A 22,753-nucleotide genomic window follows, 5' to 3' on the forward strand; every position below is an offset into this window, starting at 1 on the left:
TTATTGAAATTAAAGCATTCCTTATCACTTTTTCTTGTTTGTTTACTGCGTATGCACTGCTTATAAAGGCAGCACCTGTACAGACAATAACGAGGATAACATGAGCACTCTCAATATCGATGATGATGTGGCGATCCCCTCGCCGCCTTCCACACCGGTTCGCTCCGTCAACGATGTGGCCCGACTGATCAATACGCAAAGTGACAAAAACAGCTATGCGCGCTGGATCGTGTTTCTGGCGCTGGGCGGCGTTTTTCTGGATGCCTATGACCTCACGACGCTGTCCTACGGCATCGATGATGTCGTTAAGACGTTTAGCTTAACGCCAACCTTAACCGGGCTGGTCACCTCCTCCATTATGATCGGCACCATTGTGGGCAACCTGGCTGGCGGCTGGCTGACCGATAAATACGGTCGCTATTCGGTGTTTATGGCAGACATGCTTTTTTTCGTCGTTTCTGCCCTCGCTGCCGGTCTGGCTCCGAATGTCTGGGTACTGATCGGGGCGCGCTTTTTGATGGGCATTGGTGTGGGAATGGATTTGCCTGTGGCCATGGCCTATCTGGCCGAATTCTCGAAGTTTTCGGGTAAAGGCAACAAAGCTGCGCGACTGGCGGCCTGGTGCCCGATGTGGTATGCCGCCTCGTCGGTCTGCTTTTTCATCATCTTCGCCCTCTACTTCCTGTTGCCAGCCCAGCACATTGACTGGCTGTGGCGGGCATCGCTGTTGTTTGGTGCCGTGCCTGCCCTGCTGATTATTGCCGTGCGCAGCAAGTTTATGAATGAATCGCCTTTATGGGCGGCTAATCAGGGAGATTTACGCGGTGCCGTCCGTATTCTGCGTGAGTCTTATGGCATCCAGGCACATGAAGATAAGTCCTCTGCCATCGAGCCTGTCGCACCGGCGGTCAGTTTCCGCGTGCTGTTCCAGAAGCCATATCGCGAACGCACTATCGTGGCAGCGGTGATGAACGCCTGTATCGCTTTTGAATATACGGCTATCGCATTTTTCCTCCCCTCGATTCTGGCGCAGTTTCTGGGCGCGGGCGTGTTCGAAACCATTGCCGCCTCACTGGGACTTAATGCGCTGTTCGCCTTTACCGGCGGCCTGCTGGGCATGCGACTGGCCTGGAAATTTCCCTCTCGTCATGTGGCCATCGCGGGGTTTGCGCTACAGTTTATCGCCCTGATTTCACTGGCCTTGATCGGGCATCCTGAAGCCACTTACGGTGTGGTCTTTGCCATTCTGCTGCTGGGAGTGTGGCTGTTTGCCGAAGGGTTCGGACCCGGTGCGCAGTTAATGATCTATCCCGCCCTCGCCTATCCCACATCTATTCGCGCCACCGGCGTCGGGTTTAGCCGTTCGATCTCTGGTGCAGGAAGCGCACTGGCGCTGTTCATTCTGCCGATATTGCAGGCGGCTTATGGCACCAACCTGTTCTGGATCGTGTCACTGGCCGCTCTCATCCCCATCATTTTCCTGCTTGTGGTGCGCTTTGAACCGACTCGCCACGATATTGATGACCCGTCAGCTCAAGGAGAACACCATGTCTGAACCTGATTACACCCATCTGGCAGAACGCTTTCGTCCTGTTTTTGCCCGCATCGCCGACGGGGCCGCTGCACGCGAACGCGACCGGACACTGTTGCATGAGCCGATAAACTGGCTTAAGGCGGCGGGCTTTGGCACGCTGCGTATCCCAACGGCTAATGGCGGCCTGGGAGCCTCGCTGCCGCAGCTTTTTCGTTTGCTCACCGAGCTGGCAGAAGCGGATTCCAATCTGCCTAAGGCTCTGCGTGCCCATATGGCCTTTGTCGAGGATCGCCTCAATCAGCCTGACAGCGAAGGCCGTCAACGCTGGTTTCGCCGCTTTGTTGATGGCGACATCGTCGGCAGTGGCTGGAGTGAAACGGGCAGCGTCAGGCTGGGAGACGTGAATACCACCGTTTCCCCTACCGGGCACGGTTGGCAACTGACGGGCGAAAAGTTTTACAGCACCGGCACACTCTATGCCGACTGGATTGATGTGTACGCTAAGCGCACCGATAACCAGCGCGACGTGATTGCGGTAGTGAGCACTCATCAGGACAGCGTTGAGCGGGACGATGACTGGGATGGATTTGGGCAACGCCTGACCGGTAGCGGCACTACGCGCTTTCGCGAGGCGCACGTGGAGCCTGCGCATGTGTATGACTTTAGTGAACGCTTTCGCTATCAGACGGCTTTTTATCAGCATGTCTTACTCGCGACGCTGGCCGGCATTGGTCGCGCTATTGTGCGGGATGTGTCCCGGAGCGTTGCACAACGAAAACGCATTTACAGCCACGGTAATGCCCGCCAGGTCAAACAGGATGTGCAGGTGTTGCAGGTTGTCGGCCAGATAAGCAGTTGGGTCTGGGCGACAGATGCCGCCGTGCAGCAGGCCACGCCGTCGCTCCAGCTTGCGTTTGATGCGCACCAACAAGGGCAAGCAGAAAGCCTGATTCACGCCGCCAACGTGCAGGCCGAAGTGGAGGCCGCCAAAGCGCAGGTCGTCGCCGTTGAATGGATTACCCGCGCGGCCAGCGAGTTATTTAATGCGCTGGGCGCGTCAGATACGCGGGTGATAAACGCGCTGGACAGGCACTGGCGCAATGCCCGAACCATCGCGTCCCACAATCCGGTGATCTACAAGAGCCGAAATGTCGGCGACTGGGAAGTGAACCGGCGCGATCCGACCTTTATCTGGCAGATCGGCAGCGGTGAATGATCGCGGCCAGGCGGCGAATCTCAGACACAAAAAAACCCGGCCGGAGCCGGGTTTGGTCGCTACATGACTCAATCGAACGCTAGCTGTACGCGTGCAGAGTGCGCTGACACAGCGCGGAACGCACACAATCCTCTTTGCCGAAACGGACAATGCCAACCATCTCGTCCTCTTCGAAACGCGCCAGCGCGTCTGCGAGACCGGAAGGCACCCCAGCGGGCAAATCGCACTGGGTAATATCGCCGTTAACAATCACCGTGACATTTTCGCCAAGGCGGGTCAGGAACATTTTCATCTGCGCAGCCGTCACGTTCTGCGCTTCGTCCAGAATCACTACCGCATTTTCAAAGGTGCGGCCGCGCATATAGGCAAAAGGCGCAATTTCCACTTTGCCGATTTCCGGACGCAGACAATATTGCATAAAGGATGCGCCAAGACGTTTAACCAGAATGTCGTAAACCGGGCGGAAATAGGGGGCGAATTTCTCTGAGATATCACCGGGAAGGAATCCCAGATCCTCATCCGCCTGTAGCACCGGGCGCGTAACGATAATCCTGTCGATATCCTTATGAATCAGGGCCTCTGCTGCTTTCGCAGCACTAATCCAGGTTTTGCCGCAGCCCGCTTCGCCCGTGGCGAAGATAAGCTGTTTTGTTTCTATGGCGTTAAGATAATGCGCCTGAGCTTCATTTCGGGCTTCAATCGGCGCCCGGTCACGCACATCGCGTGCCATGCCAATTGCATCGAGCCCACCCATTTGCACCAGCGAAGTGACCGATTCTTCTTCACGCTGACGATGACTGCGTGAGTCATTACGAAGCACTCGTCTTGCTTCTCGACGCGCTTTGATCACTGCTTTCTGTCTTCCCATAGTGGCACCTTACAGTTGGTTTCATTTCCCGCTTCAGGCAATACGCCCGTTGCGATTACGTGAACGCTTTAGAGGTTTCAGTTGGCTTCCTTTAGAGCCGTGACAGGCCATGACGATTGATATCCGGCAGCAAAACAGCCTGACCGTATACCGGTAAAAAAGGAGTGAAGTTGAAGAGAGAAAACACATTGAGATGTAAAAGCGGTTGAGGAAGAACGTCCCTCACGGGTGAGTGCGATATTGTTTACTGCTGAACGGCTGTAAAAACATCTATCCATGCGCGAACTCCAGTGTGAGACATCAACACGCCCGATTACGCTTTCATAGTAAAGTGAACCATCTTATTGGTATTTTGCAACAGTATTTTCACTTTCATGAAAAATAAATATTCAACCGGCCGTTAACGAAGACCTTACTTAAATTAAATTACGTATTTATTACAGAGGGTTAGTATATTTTACGTCACGTTAAAAGGCGTGTTAAACGGGGTGATAAAAAAGCCGTACGGGGAAAAAACGGCAATATGAAAACACGGCACGCTGCGCTGTCAGACACAGAATGCCGTGCCTAAAATTTAATCAACTTTCCAGTAAGGACTGGCCTAAATAATGGTTTTCATTCACCACGCCGGGTAAGACAAAAAAGTAACCGCCGCCAAACGGACGTATATACTCTTCCAGCGCTTCGCCATTTAAGCGGTTCTGGACGGTAAGGAAACCCAATTCCAAATCATGCTGATAGCAGACGAAGAGTAATCCCATCTCCAGTTGACCTGAAGCGGAAACACCGGACGAATAACTGTATCCCCGGCGCACCATCAGGCTGCTTTCCGTGGCGGGCGTACGGGGGTTTGCCAGACGAATATGCGCATCCAGCGCAATTATCTGGCCATCCGGATCGTTACGGTAATCGGGAACGTCATGTTCATTTTTCATACCCAGCGGCGCGCCGCTCAGCTTTTCGCGACCGAAAATGGTCTGCTGTTCGCCCAACGGTGTGCGATCCCACATTTCCACGTGGAAGCGAATCAACCTTACCGCCTGATAGCTGCCATTCCGCGCCCAGGCTGGCTCGTGCTGATCCTCGGTGACCCAGAGCAGCTTATCCATCAAGGCGTGATTGTGCGTGTCCGGATTTGCCGTGCCGTCTTTAAAGCCCAGCAGATTAATGGGCGTTTCTTTGCCCGCGCTGCGCGCGGCATGATCGGAGATAAAGCCTTCCCGCCGCCAGCGTACGCCCAGCAGATCCGGCGTATGTTTGATGATATCGCGCAGCGCGTGGATCACCGTGTCCTGGGTATTGGCGCAAATCTGCAACAGCAGATCGCCATGGCACTGACTGGCATCCAGCGAATCATTAGGGAACCGGGTCATCGGCTGCAGTTTCGCGGGTTTGAGCGCAGCCAGACCGAAACGCCCGTCAAACAGCGCGTTACCGACTGACACCGTGATGGTCAGATTATCGGGGGCAATCTCGGCCCCCAGGATACCGGAATCCATCGGTGGCAGCTGTGGGTTGACCACGGCGGGGGCCTTGCCGCCCGCCGTTAAAAACGCAATGCGCTGTGTCAGCAGTTGAAACAACCGCTGCAGCTCACGCCTGTCGCTGGTCAGCACATCAAACGCCACCAGCATCATGGCGGCCTGCTGTGGGGTAATAATGCCCGCCTGATGCACGCCATAGAAAGGCTGTCGTTGCTGACGCGCGTTCGGCGTAACCGTGCCCGGTGCAAAACTGTCGGGCTGCTCAGCAGCCCCGGCATGAAACGGACAGCCCGCGCCTACCGCAGCCGCGCCGCCCAGCATGCCCAGCCCTTTTAATAAACGCCGCCGCGCAGGGTGCTGTAATTCCTGATCCTTGTCCATGATTAGTTCAGGCCCAGTGTGCCACGCAGTAGGGAAAGATCTTCCGCCAGAGCGGTGATCGGCCCTTTCAGCGCCGTGCGGTCAGCCTGGGTCAGTTTTTCATAGGATTCATAACCTTGCTGCGTGCGGTATTTATCCAGAATCGCATCCACTTTACTGAAGTTAGCGTCTATTTTTGCTAAAAGCTGTGGGTTCGCCTGCTGCAGTACCGGACGTAAAAGTGTGACAATTTTTTGTGCGCCATCCACATTCGCGCGGAAATCCCACAGATCCGTGCGGCTGTAGCGATCCTCTTCGCCAGAGATTTTGGTCGCAGCCACCTCTTCAATCAGCCCGGCGGCTCCGCCCACCACTTTCGCCGGAGGAAATGCCAGTTCACTCACGCGTTGTTGCAGGTCATGCACATCGTGATTTAACTGGTCGGCATAGCCTGCCATGTCTTTCGTCGTGTTATCTGCAAACAGGGCTTTTTCGAGACGATGGAAGCCGGTAAATTTCGGATCGTCGGCTTTTTTCTCGTAATCATCTTCGCGGGCATCAATACGACCATCAAGGTCAGAAAACAGCTCCGCGATCGGCTCAATGCGCTCGTAGTGCTGACGGGTGGGCGCAAATAACGCTTTGGCTTTAGCCACATCACCGGCTTTCACCGCATCCGTAAACGCCTGCGTGCCGGATACCAGCTGACTCACTTCCTCAGTGACATAGGCTTTATAGGCATTAATGGGGCCCGCCAGTTGCATCAGTTCGGGTTTGCCTTGTTGCGCACTTTTGCTCCCGGTGCCCTGCACGATCAGTTTGCCTTTCGGGTTCGTCAGCAGGCCACAGGTCATGTCATATTCCCCGGCTTCCAGGTTGGCCGTCAGTTTCTGGCTAAAGCCCGGCGCAATATTTTCGCGCTCTTCGACCACCATCACGCCTTTGAGAATTTCCCATTCCAGCGCTTTTTGGCTGTTATTTTTAATCAGAAACTGAGTTTTACCGGCCTGTACCGTAACTGACATGGGCTCACACTGTTTGTCCGTCACAGTGACGCTGACCTGCGGAATGGCTGCAGCCAGTGAAGAGCCAGAAAACGCCAGCAGAGAAGCCAGTACCGCATTACGGTTAAAACGCATCATCATATTTTTTCCCTGTTCAGTCAGAGGCGCGGCTGACGCGCCGGGTAAACGCGTTAGCGCGCAGCTGCTGAGGTATCAGCGCGTGCAGGCATAACAAACAATAATAAAGCGGGGATCAGATAGAGCAGCCAGACAGCGACTTCACTGACGCTGGGCGCTTCCTGATAGCCAAGCATGCCTTCCAGCACTGTGCCAAACAGCGAATGCGTGGACAAGATCGGGCTCATATCAAAGGCCACCTGCTGAAAATGATTCCACAGCCCTGCCTCATGAAAAGCGCGAATAGCCCCTGCCGCCAGGCCCGCTGCCACCAGCAGAATGAACATGCTGGTCCAGCGGAAAAAGTGCGCCATGTTGAGCCGCAGGCCGCCCCAGTAGATCAGCATGCCCAGCACCACCGCCGTGGCCAGCCCCAACACCGCACCCAACGGCGGCGCATAACCGACATCCTGTGTGAACGCGGCCAGCAGAAAGAACACTGATTCCAGCCCTTCGCGTGCGACGGCCAGAAACACCATCATCACCAGCGCCAGGCCGCCGCCGGCCGATTTATGCAATGCCTCGTCGACGGCGTGTTCAAGTTCCCGTTTGATATTGCGCGCGACCCGGCGCATCCAGAACACCATCGAGGTCAGGATAACGACCGCGATTACCGCCACAATACCTTCAAACAGCTCTTGCTGTTTCTGCGGAAATTCACCCGTGGTCTGGTTGATAAAGATACCCAGCCCAAGGCAGAGTGCGGCGGCGATAAAGACGCCCGCCCACATCGCAGGAAACCACTGAGTGCGCTGAGTGCGCTTCAGATAACTGGCGATCAGGCTGACGATCAACGCGGCTTCAAGCCCTTCGCGCAGCATAATGAGAAACGGAACAAACATCGCCAACCTCTTGAATGTTAACCGGCGTCAACGACGCGTAAAGTTACGTAAAAACGAACGATACCGATTATCATTACCACTCAAAAAAATACAAGTTCCACAACGAAATAATTTCGTAACTGTCTGTGCCAGATAACGGGCAAAAAAAAGCCTGCCCTCACGGGGGCAGGCGGTGGAAAAAAGAAGGCGATTACTTCGTCTGGAACTCGGCCTCAGCGGCATCGAAACGTGCCATCGCCTGGGTTGACGGTGCGCGACTCGCCAGGCTAAAGACGACGATGGCGAGACTGGCCAGGATAAAGCCCGGAATGATTTCGTACAGACCGAGCCAGCCATACTGCTTCCAGACCACCACGGTCACCGCACCGACAACCATGCCCGCTAATGCGCCATTGCGGTTCATACGTTTCCAGCACACGCCGAACAACACAACCGGCCCGAACGCCGCACCAAAGCCCGCCCATGCATAGCTGACCAGGCCTAATACCCGGTTTTCAGGGTTGGCGGCCAGTGCGATGGCAATCAGCGCGACCAGCAGCACCATCAGGCGACCGACCCAGACCAGTTCTTTCTGGCTGGCATTTTTGCGCAAAAAGCCTTTATACAGGTCTTCGGTCAGGGCGCTGGAGCACACCAGCAGTTGGCAACTGAGTGTCGACATGACGGCCGCTAAAATGGCTGACAGCAGAATCCCGGCAATCCAGGGGTTAAACAGAATACGTGCCAGCTCAATGAAGACACGCTCGCCGTTTTGAGTTACACCAGCGGCCTCGCCCGGGTTGTTCTGGAAATAGGCGATACCAAAGAAGCCAACCGCGACGGCGCCGGCCAGACACAAAATCATCCAGGCCATACCAATACGGCGCGCGGTACGAATTGACCGGTGTGAATCCGCCGCCATAAAGCGGGCCAGAATATGGGGCTGGCCAAAATAACCTAATCCCCAGCCCAGTAGCGACAGGACCGCAACCACATTCAGTCCTTTGAACATATCCAGGTTTTCCGTGCTTTTAGCCTGAATGACTGCCAGCGAATCGCTTAAACCACCGACGGCCATGATGACGATAAGCGGCGTCAGGATCAGGGCGAAGATCATCAGGCTGGCCTGAACCGTATCTGTCCAGCTTACCGCCAGGAATCCGCCCACCAGCGTATAGAGAATGGTCGCCGCCGCACCGGCCCATAAGGCCGTGGCGTAGTCCATTCCAAAGGTGCTTTCAAACAGGCGCGCACCGGCAACCACACCGGAAGCACAGTAAATGGTGAAAAACATCAGGATGACGACCGCAGAAATCACACGCAGAATTTTGCTGCGATCTTCAAAGCGGCTGGTGAAAAAGTCGGGCAAGGTTAAGGCGTTATCATGATGTTCTGTCTGGACGCGTAAACGACCCGCGACAATTTTCCAGTTAAGCCAGGCACCAATAATCAGACCAATGGCGATCCAGCTTTCTGAAATGCCGGAGAGAAAAATGGCACCGGGTAAGCCCATCAGCAGCCAGCCGCTCATGTCAGAGGCACCCGCTGACAGCGCGGTAACCACACTGCCCAGGCTGCGACCGCCCAGAATGTAGTCATCAAAGTTTTTGGTTGAGCGCCAGGCAATAAAACCGATGAGCACCATCCCGAGGATATAAATTAAAAAGGTCACCAGCATGGGTGTACTTACTGTCATGTGTTTCTCCGTTATTATCCGATCTCTTAAGAGAAATCTTTTCCTGCGCCACCGGAACGGGGTAGCGTCAGCGTATTACCGCATCGATAAAAGTCCCGTTTCCCTTAAGGCGCGGTATCCTGCCGTAAAGGCACGTTCTACACAATGCATTTAACACATCCGTTACATCAGTTTCACCTCTCTCTCTGTTTTAAATGTTCACAGGTTGCGCCCGCTCACACTTGAGTTGCACCTTTACCACCACAACCCTGTTTAAATTGAAGGGGGTTGCAACATTGGCGAGTTTCTTGCAGCAAGATTTGTGCCGCTTTTAAATGTTAATGGTAAAAGCGGCGGTAAAGTATGGAAGCAAGGTCACATTTAACAAGGTTGCACAAAGTTGCAACATGAGTGATAGTGCAGCCCTTGCTCTGGTAAAAAACGTTTTAAGGAACAGAAATCATGGGAACAACGACCATGGGGGTGAAGCTGGATGAAGCCACCCGCAGTCGCATTAAACTGGCGGCACAGAAAATGGATCGCACGCCGCACTGGCTGATTAAACAAGCGATCTTTAACTATCTCGTGCAGTTAGAAGCCGGTGAAACAGTGGAAGAGATTCCCCTGCAGCTCAACGAATCGGCTTCTGATGAGGTCGCTGCGGACGAGATGGTTCAGCCGTTCCTTGACTTCGCAGAGCACATCCTGCCGCAGTCGGTAGCCCGTTCGGCCGTGACGGCCGCCTGGCGTAGACCGGAAACCGATGCCGTTCCCATGTTGCTGGAGCAAGCCCGCCTTCCCGCTCCGCTGGCTGAAAAAACCCGGCAGCTCGCCTTTACCCTGGCCGAGAAGCTCAGGCACCAAAAAGGGGCAACCGGACGCGCCGGTATGGTGCAAAGTCTGCTTCAGGAGTTTTCATTATCTTCACAGGAAGGCGTGGCGCTGATGTGCCTGGCGGAAGCGTTGCTGCGTATTCCGGATAAGCCGACGCGCGATGCGCTTATCCGTGACAAGATCAGTAACGGCAACTGGCAGTCGCATCTGGGCCGCAGTCCGTCCATGTTTGTTAACGCCGCCACCTGGGGCCTGTTATTTACCGGCCGCCTGGTCTCAACGCATAACGAAGCGAATCTGTCGCGCTCGCTCAACCGGATCATTGGCAAGAGTGGTGAACCGCTGATCCGTAAAGGCGTGGATATGGCGATGCGCCTGATGGGTGAACAGTTCGTGACGGGTGAAACCATCGCCGAAGCACTGGCTAACGCCCGTAAGCTTGAAGAGAAAGGTTTCCGTTACTCTTACGATATGCTGGGCGAAGCCGCCCTGACCGCCAGCGATGCGAAAGCCTATCTGGTTTCGTATCAGCAGGCGATTCATGCGATTGGCAAAGCCTCCAATGGCCGCGGCATTTATGAAGGCCCGGGGATTTCAATTAAGCTCTCTGCCCTGCACCCGCGCTACAGCCGTGCCCAGTATGACCGGGTGATGGATGAGCTGTATCCGCTGCTTAAGTCGCTGACGCTACTGGCCCGCTCTTACGACATCGGCATTAATATTGATGCAGAAGAAGCCGACCGCCTGGAACTCTCTCTTGATATGCTCGAAAGGCTGTGTTTTGAGCCTGAACTGGAGGGCTGGAACGGTATTGGCTTTGTCATTCAGGCCTATATGAAGCGCTGTCCGTTTGTTATTGATGAGCTGATCGACCTGGCGCAACGTAGCCGCCGCCGTTTGATGATTCGTCTGGTGAAAGGCGCTTACTGGGACAGCGAAATTAAACGCGCCCAGATGGAAGGCCTGGAGGGCTATCCGGTGTACACGCGCAAAGTGTATACCGACATTTCGTACCTGGCCTGCGCGCGCAAGCTGCTGGCGGTGCCGAACCTGATCTATCCGCAGTTTGCCACGCACAATGCGCACACCCTGGCCGCCATTTATCAGCTGGCAGGCAATAACTACTATCCGGGTCAGTACGAGTTCCAGTGCCTGCACGGCATGGGTGAACCGCTGTATGAACAGGTGGTCGGCAAGGTTGCAGACGGTAAACTTAATCGTCCCTGCCGTATTTATGCCCCGGTCGGTACGCATGAAACGCTGCTCGCCTATCTGGTGCGACGCTTACTGGAGAACGGCGCGAATACCTCCTTCGTTAACCGCATCGCCGATACGTCCCTGCCCATCGACGAACTGGTCGCCGATCCGGTTGCCGAAGTGGAAAAACTGGGTCTCAGCGAAGGAACACTGGGCCTGCCGCACCCGAAAATTCCCTTACCGCGTGACCTGTATGGCGAGGACCGCGTAAACTCCGCCGGTCTTGATATGGCGAATGAACATCGTCTTGCGTCGCTGTCCAGCGCGCTGCTGAGCGGTGCTACCGAAACATATGTGGCGCAACCGCTTATCGATGGCCCCTTAACGGGAGGGGAAAGCGAGCCAGTGCTCAATCCGGCCGTCCCTGCGGATGTGGTGGGCACCGTGCGCCAGGCATCCGAACAGGAGGTTTCCCTGGCCATTGAGGCCGCCGTTAATGCCGGCCCTATCTGGTTTGCCACGCCGCCGCAGGAGCGTGCCGCCATTCTGGAGCGCGCCGCACAGCTGATGGAAAGCCAGCTACAGCAACTGCTGGGTCTTCTGGTGCGTGAAGCCGGAAAAACCTATAACAACGCCATTGCCGAGGTGCGTGAAGCGGTCGATTTCCTTTATTACTATGCCGGCATTGTGCGCCATGATTTCGATAACGAAACCCACCGCCCGCTTGGCCCGGTAGTCTGCATCAGCCCGTGGAACTTCCCGCTGGCCATTTTTACCGGCCAAATCGCCGCGGCTCTGTCGGCAGGTAACAGCGTGCTGGCGAAACCCGCCGAGCAAACGCCGTTAATTGCCGCACAGGCCGTCAATATTTTACTGAGCGCTGGCGTGCCCGCCGGTGTACTGCAACTGCTGCCGGGTCAGGGCGAAACCGTGGGGGCACAGCTCACCGGCGACGAAAGGGTGCGCGGCGTCATGTTTACCGGCTCCACCGCCGTTGCCACGCTGCTGCAACGCAATCTTGCGGGCAGACTCGATCCGCAGGGCCGTCCGACACCGCTGATTGCGGAAACGGGCGGAATGAATGCCATGATTGTGGACTCCTCCGCGCTGACCGAACAGGTGGTTGTCGACATCGTGGCATCGGCCTTTGACAGCGCGGGACAACGCTGTTCCGCCCTGCGTCTGCTCTGCGTGCAGGAAGACGTCGCAGACCACACGTTAAAAATGCTGCGTGGCGCGATGGCGGAATGCCGCATGGGCAACCCGGAACGCCTGTCCACCGACATCGGTCCGGTGATCGATCAGGAAGCCAAAGCCAACATCGAACGCCATATTCAGGCCATGCGTAATAAAGGCTTCAAGGTCTACCAGACGGCACAGGATAACCCACAGGACAGCAAAGAATGGGCCACAGGCACCTTTGTGAAACCGACGCTGATTGAGCTGGATAAGGTCAGCGATCTGACCCAGGAAGTGTTTGGTCCTGTCCTGCACGTGGTGCGCTTTACCCGCAGCAACCTGCCGCAGATCGTTGAGCAGATTAACGCCACAGGCTATGGCCTGACCCTGGGTGTTCATACGCGCATCGACGAAACCATCACGCAGGTCACCGCCAGTGCCAAAGTGGGTAACCTGTATGTTAACCGCAACATGGTCGGCGCGGTCGTCGGTGTGCAACCCTTTGGGGGCGAAGGCCTCTCAGGTACCGGTCCAAAAGCGGGCGGCCCACTGTATCTTTATCGTCTGCTGGCTAACCGCCCGGATGAGGCGCTGAGCACCACCCTCGCCCGTCAGGATACGGAACGTCCCGCAGACAACAGTCAGCGTCAACGCCTGTTAGCGCCGCATCAGGCACTGACCAACTGGGCAAAAGATAAGCCACAGCTGTCTGCGCTGTGTCAGCATTATGAACAGCTGGCGCAGGCCGGTACGGTTCGTCTGCTGCCGGGCCCAACAGGAGAGCGCAACACCTTCCTGTTACTCCCGCGCGAACAGGTGCTCTGTCTGGCAGATAACAACGACGATGCGCTGATTCAGCTGGCTGCGGTAACCAGCGTCGGCAGTCAGGCCCTGTGGCCGGATGATGACCTGCATCGTACGCTGCTTAATACCTTACCGGCAGCGGTGAAGAGCCGTATTACCCTGGCGAAGGATCCGCTGACCGCGCAGTTTGATGCCGTGATTTATCATGGTGATGCCGACCAGCTCCGCAGCCTGTGCGAGCAGATTGCGGCGCGTGAAGGTGCGATTGTCTCGGTACAGGGATTTGCCCGCGGTGAAACCAACCTGTTACTGGAACGCCTGCTGATTGAACGCTCTTTGAGCGTCAACACCGCCGCCGCGGGCGGTAACGCCAGCCTGATGACGATCGGTTAACTGTCGGCGCGTTTCATTCTGGTTGTGATCAAGGTTCATGCCTGGCATGAACCTTTTTTTTATGACGGATGAAAAACCCGCGGCCGTTGAGCGCCTCAGCAGTGGAGAAGTGCGAAGGGATTCGCGCTATCAGGTGGTCTCTGCGCGCACATCCCCCGCATACGCAATCCGGACGCGCCGCAGAGACAGGTGGCTGACATGCGTACAATGGTCAGGCTGCCGGAATGGAAGGCCGTTTCATCAGATGTGGCAAGCGAAACAGCGCGCGTCCCGGTCCCCGATTCAGCAATGACCAGACCGCCATGGAGCACAAGGCGCAGATCGTAACCATCACCGGAGGATAGAGACAGGCCCAAAGCCATGAAAAGCCTGTCAGCTCAAAAAGCTGGTGACGTTGCGCATATAAAATCGCCGTCATCCCGAAATATTCAATGAAAATACGGTGAATAACGTAAAGGGGTAAGGTATGGCGGCCTGTCCAGTTAAGCCAGGCCATACAGCCCAGCTGGCTTAACCATCGGCAGGCGGCCACGCTGGCCAGAATGGCAATCAGACAGAGAAAAAGACGGCTGTTCAAATCAAGCAGGCCCTGTAGTACAGCCAGCAGTCCCAGTAACAGCCACGGCAACCTGTTCTCCCGTCGCCCTTCGCTCAGTCGTAGCATGGGTGCCCACCAAAATGCGCCCAATACAAAAAAGACAAAATACTGCGCCAGACTTTGCGGTCCCCAGAACGGGATACTCTTTTCGACCGCCAGATAGTTCAGCACAGCGGCTACGATAAGCAGCGGGATTTTGTAATGTTGAAACCATTTGGCGCACAGGAAATAGAGTGCCAGACCATATAAATACCAGGCGGTACTCATGGCGAGAAAGGTCAGTCTGAGAAATTCTGAAAACGAACCGGCATAGGCCGCATTAAGATTTTGCGAAATACGCTGTCCGGTAATTTCCGTCGCGATGCCGGAAATGGATCCCCACTGAATAACGCCCCATAACAGGTAAAGGTAAAACAGATTCATAATGCGGCTGGTGGCGACAGACTGCCAGGGCCGGTGAAGAATGGCATGACTGGCCAGCAGACCCGATACAAAGAAAAAGGCGGGCATGCGCAGCGGCGACAGTAGCAGGTTAAACCGGACCCACAGTTCAGCCGGGAGCAGGCCCGCGGTCAGTTGTGTTACCGTATTATCAAAGCCGGGTAATACCGTGTGATACAGAATAACCAGCAGGATACACAGGCCTTTGAGTGTATTAATCCAGGCAATTTCTTCTTTTTCTTTGCTCATCATTGGCACATTTCCGCTGCGGTGAAACGGCAATTCACATCGCCTTCTCTTGTGCGAAAAGTATTCCGTATGTTCTTTCTGCTGAATGTAGCGAAAGTCTTAAATACCCGCGTTGCGGTGCGTTTCGGACCGTACTTTACACTTAAAGGGATTTATTGACACTGCGCCCGGCAAGCGCGTTATTCAGACGCCTTTTCCTTTCCTGTCTGGTTATCCTTATGACATAAACCGAGGCTCTGCCCTGCTTTCAACAGGCGTACCTTTGGGACTGACGTAGGCGCTTTTATCCCGTTTACCCGATAAAAAATGGCTTCACGGTCAGGCGTGCGCTGACCTGGCTCCCGGCCCGCGAGGATGTCGGGCGACTAAGAGGTAATCTGGCAGATGAAAAAGGGGCCAGCGCGCTGGCCCGGATCTTCAGGATAAGGTTTGCGTTTCAGGCTGACGCTGACTGACCAGGCATGGATGGAGAAACAACATACGTCCTGGCCCGCGATTAAGTAACGACCAGACCAGCAGCGACAGCAGTGTGCATACCGCCACACCGGTCACCGGCATCAGCAGCGCCCAGGCCCAGCTAAAGCCGGCATTGCCGAACCAGCCGAAATGCAGCGCCAGTGTGATAGCGCTCAGTCCGAGCAGTTCGATAAAAATGCGGTGTAACACATAGATTTGTAATGTATTTCGACCGATAGCGTTCAGCCAGGTCATTCTGAAATGCGCATTGAGAAAACGACACAGCACGATGCCAAACACGATCGTCAGCAGGCTGTAAAACGGGTTTTTATAGATGCCACCTGCATGATGGGCGATGCCGACAAGTGCAATCGCGCCAAGCCACAGCCAGTGACGTCCCTTGAGGGCGCTCAGTTCAATTAGCCTCGCGCTGAAAAATACGCCCAGCAGGAAATACAGAGAGTTCTGCGCCACGCTGGCCGGGCCCCATCCGGGGATCAGGTTAAACTGCGCAGCGTAGTTCGCCGCTATCGCCGCCGCCAGCAGAACCCTTTTCTGTTGATGGAAAAGCTTAGTCACCAGGAAAAACCCTGCCAGCGCGTACAGGTACCACAGGCTGGTCATCGACAGCATCAGCAGCTTAATAAACTCAAGAGGCGAATCCGCATAGGCGGCATTTTTGCTACTGGACAGCCGTTCGCCTAAATGGGTGGAAATGTAGTGGATACTCAGCCACTGAATCACGCCCCACAGCAGGTAGAGGTAAACAATATTGCTGAATTTTTTCGTAAACACTTCCTGCCAGCTTTTCTTCACGACCGCGTTAGCGGCCAGCAACCCAGACACAAAGAAGAAAGCGGGCATACGCAATGGCGAGAGCCAGGTATTAAACGCCACCCATCCTTGTGCCGGTAGCAGACCCGCGGTCAGATGATGAAGCGAGGGTGCGAACGTGGTGATGATGGCGTGATGCAGTACGACAAGTAAAATGCACCCTCCTTTGAGGGTATTGATCCAGAGGATTTCCTTCCTGGGGTGAGTCATTATAACGTCCCGATAGCGCGATGAATTTGTGAAGAATTATTAATATTTTCACTGTCACCTCAATCGGGGAGGTCTTAAAATTTACACTCTGTTACGTCATTGAAACATCACTCCGTATAACCGAAGCGATAACAACAGGTTAAGGAAAGACCAGCTGTAAATTTTCAGAAGAAACTGAGCGCGCAGGCAGGAAAAAAATAAATAAAACGCCGCCCGTGTCGGGCGGCATTTTGGGGATTATTGATTAAGAAATTTATCCAGAAACTGTCGGGTACGTGCCTGCTGAGGAGCGCTGAACAACGCTTTGGCCGGGCCCTGTTCTACCACGCGGCCCTGATCCATGAAAATCGCCCGGTCAGCGACATCACGGGCAAAGCTCATCTCATGGGTCACAATCACCATCGTGCGCTTTTCCTGCGCCAGCGCCCGGATCGTATTCAACACTTCGCCCACCAGCTCGGGATCCAGCGCCGAGGTCGGTTCATCAAACAAAATGACTTCAGGCCGCATGGCAAGCGCGCGGGCAATGGCAACACGTTGTTGCTGTCCGCCGGAAAGACGACGTGGATAGCTGTCTTCTTTACCCTGCAATCCCACTTTTTCAAGCAGGCCACGCGCCCGCGCAACCGCGTCCGCTTTGGTTTCGCCTTTGACGATGACCGGCCCCTCAATAATGTTTTCCAGCACCGAGCGATGCGGAAACAAATTGAAGTTCTGAAACACAAACCCCACCTGCTGACGGAGTTGGCGCACCTGTTCTTTCTGCTTATTGATCCCCAGACTGGCGTCAATCGTAATATCACCGACTTTGATGCGCCCGGCCTCAGGCACTTCAAGCAGGTTGATGCTGCGCAACAGCGTCGTTTTACCGGATCCGCTCGGGCCGATAATCGCCACAATTTCACCCGGCGCAACATCCAGATCGATGCCGTGCAGTACCGTTTGGCCGTTAAACTGTTTCACCAGTTGGCGTACTTCAATGGCACTCATTTCGCCTCCTGATCCTGACGGTTAACGTGTGCTTCGAGCCGGTTCTGTAAGGCAGACAGCACGGTAGCCATGATCCAGTAGATAACCGAGGCCGCCAGATACATCGTAAATACCTCCAGCGTACGTGAGGTAATCAACTGGGCCTGACGAAATAACTCCGGTACCTGAATGGTCGCCGCCAGTGAGGTATCTTTGACCAGGCTGATGAAGCTGTTACCCAATGGCGGTAAAGCGGTACGGGCAGCCTGAGGCAAAATAACCCTGCGCAGCGTTTGCCACGGCGTCATGCCAATGCTGGCCGCCGCTTCCCACTGGCCGCGCTCAATCGCCGCAATGGCACCACGAAGCGATTCCGATGCATAGGCTGCTGTATTCAGCGACAGGCCAATCATCGCGGAAGGAATTGGATCCAGCTCAATGCCAAACTGGGGCAGACCGTAGTAGATCATAAACAACTGAGCGATAAGCGGCGTGCCACGAAAAATCGACACGTAGATACGTGCCAGCCAGCTGATGGGCCAAAAGCGCGACAAGCGCATCAGCGCCAGCACAAAGCCCAGTATCAGCCCAAAAAACATCCCGCCAATACTGAGCTGAAGCGTAAACAGCGCGCCTTTAAGAAGGAATGGTGCTGAATCCAGCACCAGTTGTAAACTTTCCTGCATTATTGCGTAACGTCCGCGCCAAACCATTTCTCAGACAGCTTTTTAAGCGTGCCGTCTTTCTGCATCTCTGCAATCGCCTGGTTAATGGCTTTCAGTAAATCTTCGTTACCTTTACGCAGTGCAACGCCCGCTTCAAGACGCGAGAACGCAGGGCCAGCAACGGCCATCGTGTCACCGGTTTTCTTCACCAGATCCAGTGCCGCCAGACGGTCCACCAGAATCGCATCAACGCGACCTGAACGCAGATCCTGGTATTTGGTAGGATCGTCATCATAGGTACGAACATCGACACCTTTCACGTTTGCACGTAACCACTGCTCGTAGTTGGTGCCCAGACCGACGCCCACTTTTTTACCTGCCAGATCTTCGGGGCGGGTGATGCTGCCGGCATTTTTCTTCAGCGTCAGCGCCTGCACGCCCGAAATGGTGTACGGCGTGGAGAAGTCATATTTCTTTTTACGCTCATCGGAAATGGTGACCTGATTAATCACCACATCGATACGTTTGGAATCCAGCGCGGCCAGCATGCCATCCCATTTTGTCGGTTTCAGAACGGCTTTCACACCCATGTGTTTCGCCAGGTCCTGGGCGAACTCCACCTCAAATCCGGTCAGCTTGCCTTTTTCATCCTGGAAACTGAAAGGCGGATAGGTGCCTTCCAGGCCCACACGCAGTTCGCCTTTACTTTTCACTTGCTGCAGCAAATCTTCTGCGGCAAAGGTTTTAACACTAACGCCAGCAACCAGCGCAACCGCCATCATTCCAGTCACCAGCTGGCGACGAATCTGTGAGAAAGCCATGTGTACCCCATTTATTATTCGTGAGTGTGCTGTTGAGCGGCTAAACCCCGTTTGCCGCTCTGTCATTATGGGCGTTATTTACCTGAGACAGCAAAATAACGGCCGGATTATAAACCTTTTTTTCGCGACGTCTCAGACCGAAGGGTGATAAGCAAATAACGCGGGCGCACCGCCGGTATGCACAAACAGGAGCGGTCCTTCGCGGCGGAAACGATTCTGACTGATCCCATCAATTAACCCCGCCATCGCTTTGCCAGTATAAACCGGGTCGAGCAGGAGGCCTTCCAGCCGGGCAAGCAGCTTGATCGCCTCTGTGCCCTCTTCATTTGGCTCGCCATAGCGTGGCCCAAAGTAGTCATCCCACAGCGTCACCGGCGCCTTTGCCTCTACCGACAACTGCGATGCCAGCGCCTGACGAATAGCGTCCACTTTCGGCAGCTGTTCATCACGCTGACGCGATACGGTCACGCCCACCAGCTCGGTTTGCGGCATGAGGTGTTCCAGCCCAATGGCCAGCCCCGCATGGGTTCCGGCACTGCCAGACGCGACAACTACCGCAGCAAAATCCACCACGCCTTCACTTTGATGCACGATCTCCTGGGCGCACTCTACGTAACCCAGCGCGCCTAGCGCGTTTGATCCACCAACAGGCAGGGTATAGGGTCGAAAGCCCTGCGCCTCAAGGCGTTCCGCCTGTTCCGCCAGTTGTGCGGCAGGATCGGTCAGTGCATCAACCATCACTACTTCAACGTCCATCAGTTCCAGCAGCAGCCGGTTACCGTTAGTGAGGTAATTCTCGCTCTGGGTCGCGATGGGGTTTTCGAGTAATGCCACGCATTTCAGCCCAAGTTTGGCCGCGACCGCAGCGGTCTGACGCACGTGGTTGGACTGGATCGCACCGGCGGTGAGCAGCACATCGGCCCCCTCACGCAGCGCATCGGCCGCCAGGAACTCCAGCTTGCGCAGTTTGTTGCCGCCCAGCGCCAGCGGCGTTACATCGTCGCGTTTGATAAAAATGTCACGACCTAAGAAGTCCGACAGACGGGGCAAAAATTCCAGAGGCGTGGGCGCACCCAGAAGTTCAATACGGGGAAACTGATGAATAAGATGTAAAGACAATGCGGCCTCCAGTCAGGCACAGAGCAGTTATCATTACAGTGTTACAGAAGATGAAGAAAGGATCATCCTGAATTGAGGTCAGGAACGTGGAAGACGGGAATGCACAACATCCCCACGTTTCTTCCGATGGTGAGAAGAAACGTGGGGCGGGAAATCGACTGACCGTGCATCCTGTGCCCGGCATTTTTCCCTTAACGTTGCTGCCAGCCTAAGAACTGGTCGTATTTGCGCAGCGCAATTCGATAATTATTGTTGCCTGCATCGGGTAAATCTTCTTCCAGGCATTGATGCCAGCTATTGCCTTTCAGTTTTTCTGCCGGAAAATTTCGCGCCTTCAGCATATCGTCAAGCCGACGTAACCGAACCACATACTCACGAATCGTGCTTGGGCTCATTTCCGTCTGCTCGAACAGATATTGTTTAAACGCCATAATGTCAAAATAGTTAGGATGTGTATTACAAAAAATATCGCTGCAAAAACGACAAAGTGCCGTTAATTCTGGCTGCAGTTTTAGCCAGAGTGGCTCATCAATCATTTGGTCCATCCGTGCGATGGCCTCTTTATTGATGATCTGGCCACGAAAAACCAGCGCCATTCGGTCTAGTACTTTGCCACAGTGTGAACAATTGGTTTGGCTGTGTTTATAGTCTTTAAGATAGCGACTTAAAGGTCTGGCTTTGGTTTTGGCTCCCACTGTTGAGTCCCCGATTTCTTATATTTATAGATCTCCAGGAACTGAGCCTTCTAGCGCGCTCCCGTAAGTCGGGCACGCAAGCGTTTAATCGCCTGACTGTGCAGTTGGCTGACCCGGGATTCCCCGACATCAAGTACCGCGCCAATCTCTTTAAGATTCAGTTCTTCCTGGTAGTACAGTGTCAGCACCATTTTCTCGCGCTCAGGCAACGCCTCGATCGCTTCTATGACGCGTTCACGCAGACTCCCTTCCATTAACTGATGAAGTGGATTGGCCTCTTCGTGCCCTTCCGTCACCAGCTCCGCACTGTCACCGTGTTCTTCCCGATACTCGTCGTATGAAAAGAGCTGACTGTTGTTGGTATCCAACAGAATCTGCCGGTACTCTTCTATCGAAACATTCAACTGTTGCGCGACTTCCAGCTCGGAAGCGGCCCGACCCAGCATCTGCTCAACCTGATGCATGGCTCCGGCTACCTCACGTGCATTACGTCTGACGCTGCGTGGCGCCCAGTCCCGGCTGCGAAGCTCATCAAGCATTGCGCCACGAATGCGCTGGACTGCATACGTGGTAAAGGCGGTACCCTGAAGCGCGTCGTAGCGCTCCACCGCATTCAACAGACCAATGCCCCCGGCTTGCAGCAGATCGTCAAGTTCCACACTGGCAGGCAGGCGAACCTGCAAGCGCAGTGCTTCATGACGCACCAGTGGGACGTAGCGCTGCCAGAGCGAATGTTTGTCCATCACGCCTTCGGCGGTATAGAGATCGTTCACGTTGACTACCCTGCGTTAATGAAGTTATCGGCATGATTATGCAATTCTGTAGGACTTTCGATTGGCAGAATAGGCGGGATAAACCGAGGTTATTTCAAATTTGTGATGTTTCAGAGCGGAAGATTCCGCTCTGTCTCAACAGGCTAACCTAATGACAGTAAACGTTGACGAGTGGCGGAGGGCACGCTGTCCCATAAAGCACAAACCTGCCCTTCCATTTCCTGATAAAAAGGGCTAATGCTTTCGCGGGTTTTTTCATCCCCATTAAAACGGACCTTGCCGGAATCACCATCAATACTAATCATTCGGTTAACAAAAAGTCGCTGTAAATCGCTGCGCAGGAACAATCCGTTATCCACACTGTTATCCGCCAGAAAACCTTCATCATTCTCTCGCGTATCAATATGGCAGGCTTCCACCCATGGCCACGGATGCTGATCGATCAGGCTGGTGCCGGTAATGACACAGGCACCATAACGGGCTTTCACGGCGGCCATAAATTCGGCCTGGCTGGCTCGCTGCAGCACTTTAGCCTTTACCCGCCGCCCGACTTCAGTACCAGGCATCACTGCGGCGGGTGTTTTATGTCCGGGGGTACTCAGTACCACAATAAACTGGATACGCTGTGATTGCGGAAAGCACGGGTTGGAGTGCATGTTAAACAACTGCCACCAGGCATCGTCGCCGTCTTCTCGCATCAGCACCAGTTTATATCCCCGGCTGTTAATCAGGTTCTGCGCCTGTGCTGAATGGGGATCGATCATGGCATATACGTAGCTTTGGCCAATCACTTTCCACAAATTCTCCGCTTTGTCCTGCTCTCCCCGGCGGAAATAGTGAAAAGGAGCCTGCTGCTTCAGGTAATACTCAAAACGGCGCAGGTAATTTTTACGTTCATTGTCGTTCGCAATAAATAACAGGTCTTCCAGCGGACTGTTGCTCTCTTCCTGTGCGAAGACAGCACGAATCTTTAGCGTCCGAAAGCTGGTCGAAGGACTCAGCAGCGCTCGCGCTGTTAATTCTTTCTCATCAGGGTATTGCTGTGCATAGCGCCGGGCGATCTCCTCGAAGGAAAGCCGTTCACCCGGTAGCAGGTCATAGTTGAAGCGCATAACCACCCCAGAACACGCGAAGTTGTAGCCAAATTAAACTTATCCTGAAGAGTGTTATCGGCACCATCTGTATGAACTGTAACGTTTATCCAACTTTTATCGCGCCGAAAACTCTAATCCACAATCACTTCCTTCTGGTTGACGCGATTTGCATTACTGCGCGATAAAATGTGCCCGCTTCGCTTATGCTGATTTATTTCATTAGCCGCTATGGATGCGGGGACGGACTTATCCTTGACTTTACCCGCTTTTTTGTCGGTTATTC

General features: G+C 54.5%; 17 protein-coding genes. 3 read left to right on the forward strand and 14 right to left on the reverse strand.

Annotation, left to right across the window (positions count from 1 at the left end):
- Positions 1-100: 100 nt before the first annotated feature.
- A complete protein-coding gene (locus tag C1N64_RS14515; RefSeq protein ID WP_058701492.1) occupies positions 101-1,555 on the forward strand; it encodes an MFS transporter in 1,455 nt (484 codons plus the stop codon).
- Positions 1,548-2,750, forward strand: a complete 1,203-nt coding sequence (locus C1N64_RS14520) for an acyl-CoA dehydrogenase family protein (protein WP_394514905.1) — start codon at positions 1,548-1,550, stop codon at positions 2,748-2,750. The genes C1N64_RS14515 and C1N64_RS14520 overlap by 8 nt, the downstream gene beginning before the upstream one ends.
- Positions 2,751-2,829: 79 nt before the next feature.
- Here C1N64_RS14520 and phoH read toward each other — a convergent pair whose 3' ends face one another.
- The 5 genes from phoH to putP all read right to left on the reverse strand — a co-directional run bounded on the left by phoH (position 2,830) and on the right by putP (position 9,160).
- On the reverse strand, positions 2,830-3,618 hold the full coding sequence (gene phoH / locus C1N64_RS14525) for a phosphate starvation-inducible protein PhoH (protein WP_006120221.1): 789 nt from the start codon (positions 3,616-3,618) through the stop codon (positions 2,830-2,832).
- 578 nt (positions 3,619-4,196) lie between these two features.
- Entirely contained in the window at positions 4,197-5,483 is a 1,287-nt protein-coding gene (efeB, locus tag C1N64_RS14530; protein ID WP_394514906.1) for an iron uptake transporter deferrochelatase/peroxidase subunit, read from the reverse strand.
- 2 nt (positions 5,484-5,485) lie between these two features.
- Entirely contained in the window at positions 5,486-6,607 is a 1,122-nt protein-coding gene (gene efeO, locus C1N64_RS14535; RefSeq protein WP_033742027.1) for an iron uptake system protein EfeO, read from the reverse strand.
- Between the two features lie 50 nt (positions 6,608-6,657).
- Entirely contained in the window at positions 6,658-7,485 is an 828-nt protein-coding gene (gene efeU / locus C1N64_RS14540; RefSeq protein WP_006120218.1) for an iron uptake transporter permease EfeU, read from the reverse strand.
- Between the two features lie 190 nt (positions 7,486-7,675).
- The gene (gene putP, locus C1N64_RS14545; RefSeq protein ID WP_033742030.1) at positions 7,676-9,160 is read right to left on the reverse strand and encodes a sodium/proline symporter PutP; all 1,485 of its coding nucleotides are present in this window, start codon (positions 9,158-9,160) and stop codon (positions 7,676-7,678) included.
- Between the two features lie 441 nt (positions 9,161-9,601).
- Here putP and putA point away from each other — a divergent pair, with 441 nt between their 5' ends.
- On the forward strand, positions 9,602-13,546 hold the full coding sequence (putA, locus tag C1N64_RS14550) for a trifunctional transcriptional regulator/proline dehydrogenase/L-glutamate gamma-semialdehyde dehydrogenase (RefSeq protein WP_367143930.1): 3,945 nt from the start codon (positions 9,602-9,604) through the stop codon (positions 13,544-13,546).
- Between the two features lie 211 nt (positions 13,547-13,757).
- Here the strand turns inward: putA and C1N64_RS14555 are convergent, their stop codons facing one another.
- The 9 genes from C1N64_RS14555 to C1N64_RS14595 all read right to left on the reverse strand — a co-directional run bounded on the left by C1N64_RS14555 (position 13,758) and on the right by C1N64_RS14595 (position 22,488).
- Positions 13,758-14,837, reverse strand: coding sequence for an acyltransferase family protein (locus tag C1N64_RS14555; RefSeq protein ID WP_367143929.1), 1,080 nt, complete (start codon positions 14,835-14,837; stop codon positions 13,758-13,760).
- A 414-nt stretch (positions 14,838-15,251) separates the two neighbouring features.
- A complete protein-coding gene (locus tag C1N64_RS14560; protein WP_205958559.1) occupies positions 15,252-16,334 on the reverse strand; it encodes an acyltransferase family protein in 1,083 nt (360 codons plus the stop codon).
- A gap of 237 nt (positions 16,335-16,571) precedes the next feature.
- Positions 16,572-17,324: an L-cystine ABC transporter ATP-binding protein TcyN gene (gene tcyN / locus C1N64_RS14565; RefSeq protein ID WP_006118892.1), complete on the reverse strand. Its 753-nt coding sequence runs from the start codon at positions 17,322-17,324 to the stop codon at positions 16,572-16,574.
- Positions 17,321-17,989 carry a cystine ABC transporter permease gene (tcyL, locus tag C1N64_RS14570; RefSeq protein ID WP_033742036.1) on the reverse strand — a complete coding sequence of 223 codons (669 nt, stop codon included), beginning with the start codon at positions 17,987-17,989 and terminating at the stop codon, positions 17,321-17,323. Before tcyL ends, tcyN begins: the two co-directional genes overlap by 4 nt.
- Entirely contained in the window at positions 17,989-18,789 is an 801-nt protein-coding gene (tcyJ, locus tag C1N64_RS14575; RefSeq protein WP_033742037.1) for a cystine ABC transporter substrate-binding protein, read from the reverse strand. The genes tcyL and tcyJ overlap by 1 nt, the downstream gene beginning before the upstream one ends.
- Positions 18,790-18,921: 132 nt before the next feature.
- Positions 18,922-19,908, reverse strand: a complete 987-nt coding sequence (locus tag C1N64_RS14580; protein ID WP_058707979.1) for a D-cysteine desulfhydrase — start codon at positions 19,906-19,908, stop codon at positions 18,922-18,924.
- 191 nt (positions 19,909-20,099) lie between these two features.
- A complete protein-coding gene (gene fliZ, locus C1N64_RS14585) occupies positions 20,100-20,603 on the reverse strand; it encodes a flagella biosynthesis regulatory protein FliZ (protein WP_039342604.1) in 504 nt (167 codons plus the stop codon).
- Between the two features lie 50 nt (positions 20,604-20,653).
- On the reverse strand, positions 20,654-21,376 hold the full coding sequence (locus C1N64_RS14590; protein ID WP_133745289.1) for an RNA polymerase sigma factor FliA: 723 nt from the start codon (positions 21,374-21,376) through the stop codon (positions 20,654-20,656).
- 143 nt (positions 21,377-21,519) lie between these two features.
- Positions 21,520-22,488, reverse strand: a complete 969-nt coding sequence (locus tag C1N64_RS14595) for an HNH endonuclease signature motif containing protein (protein WP_006118886.1) — start codon at positions 22,486-22,488, stop codon at positions 21,520-21,522.
- Positions 22,489-22,753 lie beyond the last annotated feature (265 nt).

The organism is Pantoea sp. SGAir0215 (genome assembly GCF_043543215.1).

Coding starts and splice junctions, on each gene's coding strand:
- putA (WP_367143930.1), top strand. CDS start 9,602: ATGGGAACAACGACCATGGGGGTGAAGCTGGATGAAGCCACCCGCAGT.
- C1N64_RS14520 (WP_394514905.1), top strand. CDS start 1,548: ATGTCTGAACCTGATTACACCCATCTGGCAGAACGCTTTCGTCCTGTT.
- efeO (WP_033742027.1), bottom strand. CDS start 6,607: ATGATGATGCGTTTTAACCGTAATGCGGTACTGGCTTCTCTGCTGGCG.
- C1N64_RS14515 (WP_058701492.1), top strand. CDS start 101: ATGAGCACTCTCAATATCGATGATGATGTGGCGATCCCCTCGCCGCCT.
- phoH (WP_006120221.1), bottom strand. CDS start 3,618: ATGGGAAGACAGAAAGCAGTGATCAAAGCGCGTCGAGAAGCAAGACGA.
- C1N64_RS14595 (WP_006118886.1), bottom strand. CDS start 22,488: ATGCGCTTCAACTATGACCTGCTACCGGGTGAACGGCTTTCCTTCGAG.
- tcyN (WP_006118892.1), bottom strand. CDS start 17,324: ATGAGTGCCATTGAAGTACGCCAACTGGTGAAACAGTTTAACGGCCAA.
- C1N64_RS14560 (WP_205958559.1), bottom strand. CDS start 16,334: ATGACTCACCCCAGGAAGGAAATCCTCTGGATCAATACCCTCAAAGGA.
- efeB (WP_394514906.1), bottom strand. CDS start 5,483: ATGGACAAGGATCAGGAATTACAGCACCCTGCGCGGCGGCGTTTATTA.
- efeU (WP_006120218.1), bottom strand. CDS start 7,485: ATGTTTGTTCCGTTTCTCATTATGCTGCGCGAAGGGCTTGAAGCCGCG.
- C1N64_RS14555 (WP_367143929.1), bottom strand. CDS start 14,837: ATGATGAGCAAAGAAAAAGAAGAAATTGCCTGGATTAATACACTCAAA.
- tcyJ (WP_033742037.1), bottom strand. CDS start 18,789: ATGGCTTTCTCACAGATTCGTCGCCAGCTGGTGACTGGAATGATGGCG.
- tcyL (WP_033742036.1), bottom strand. CDS start 17,989: ATGCAGGAAAGTTTACAACTGGTGCTGGATTCAGCACCATTCCTTCTT.
- putP (WP_033742030.1), bottom strand. CDS start 9,160: ATGACAGTAAGTACACCCATGCTGGTGACCTTTTTAATTTATATCCTC.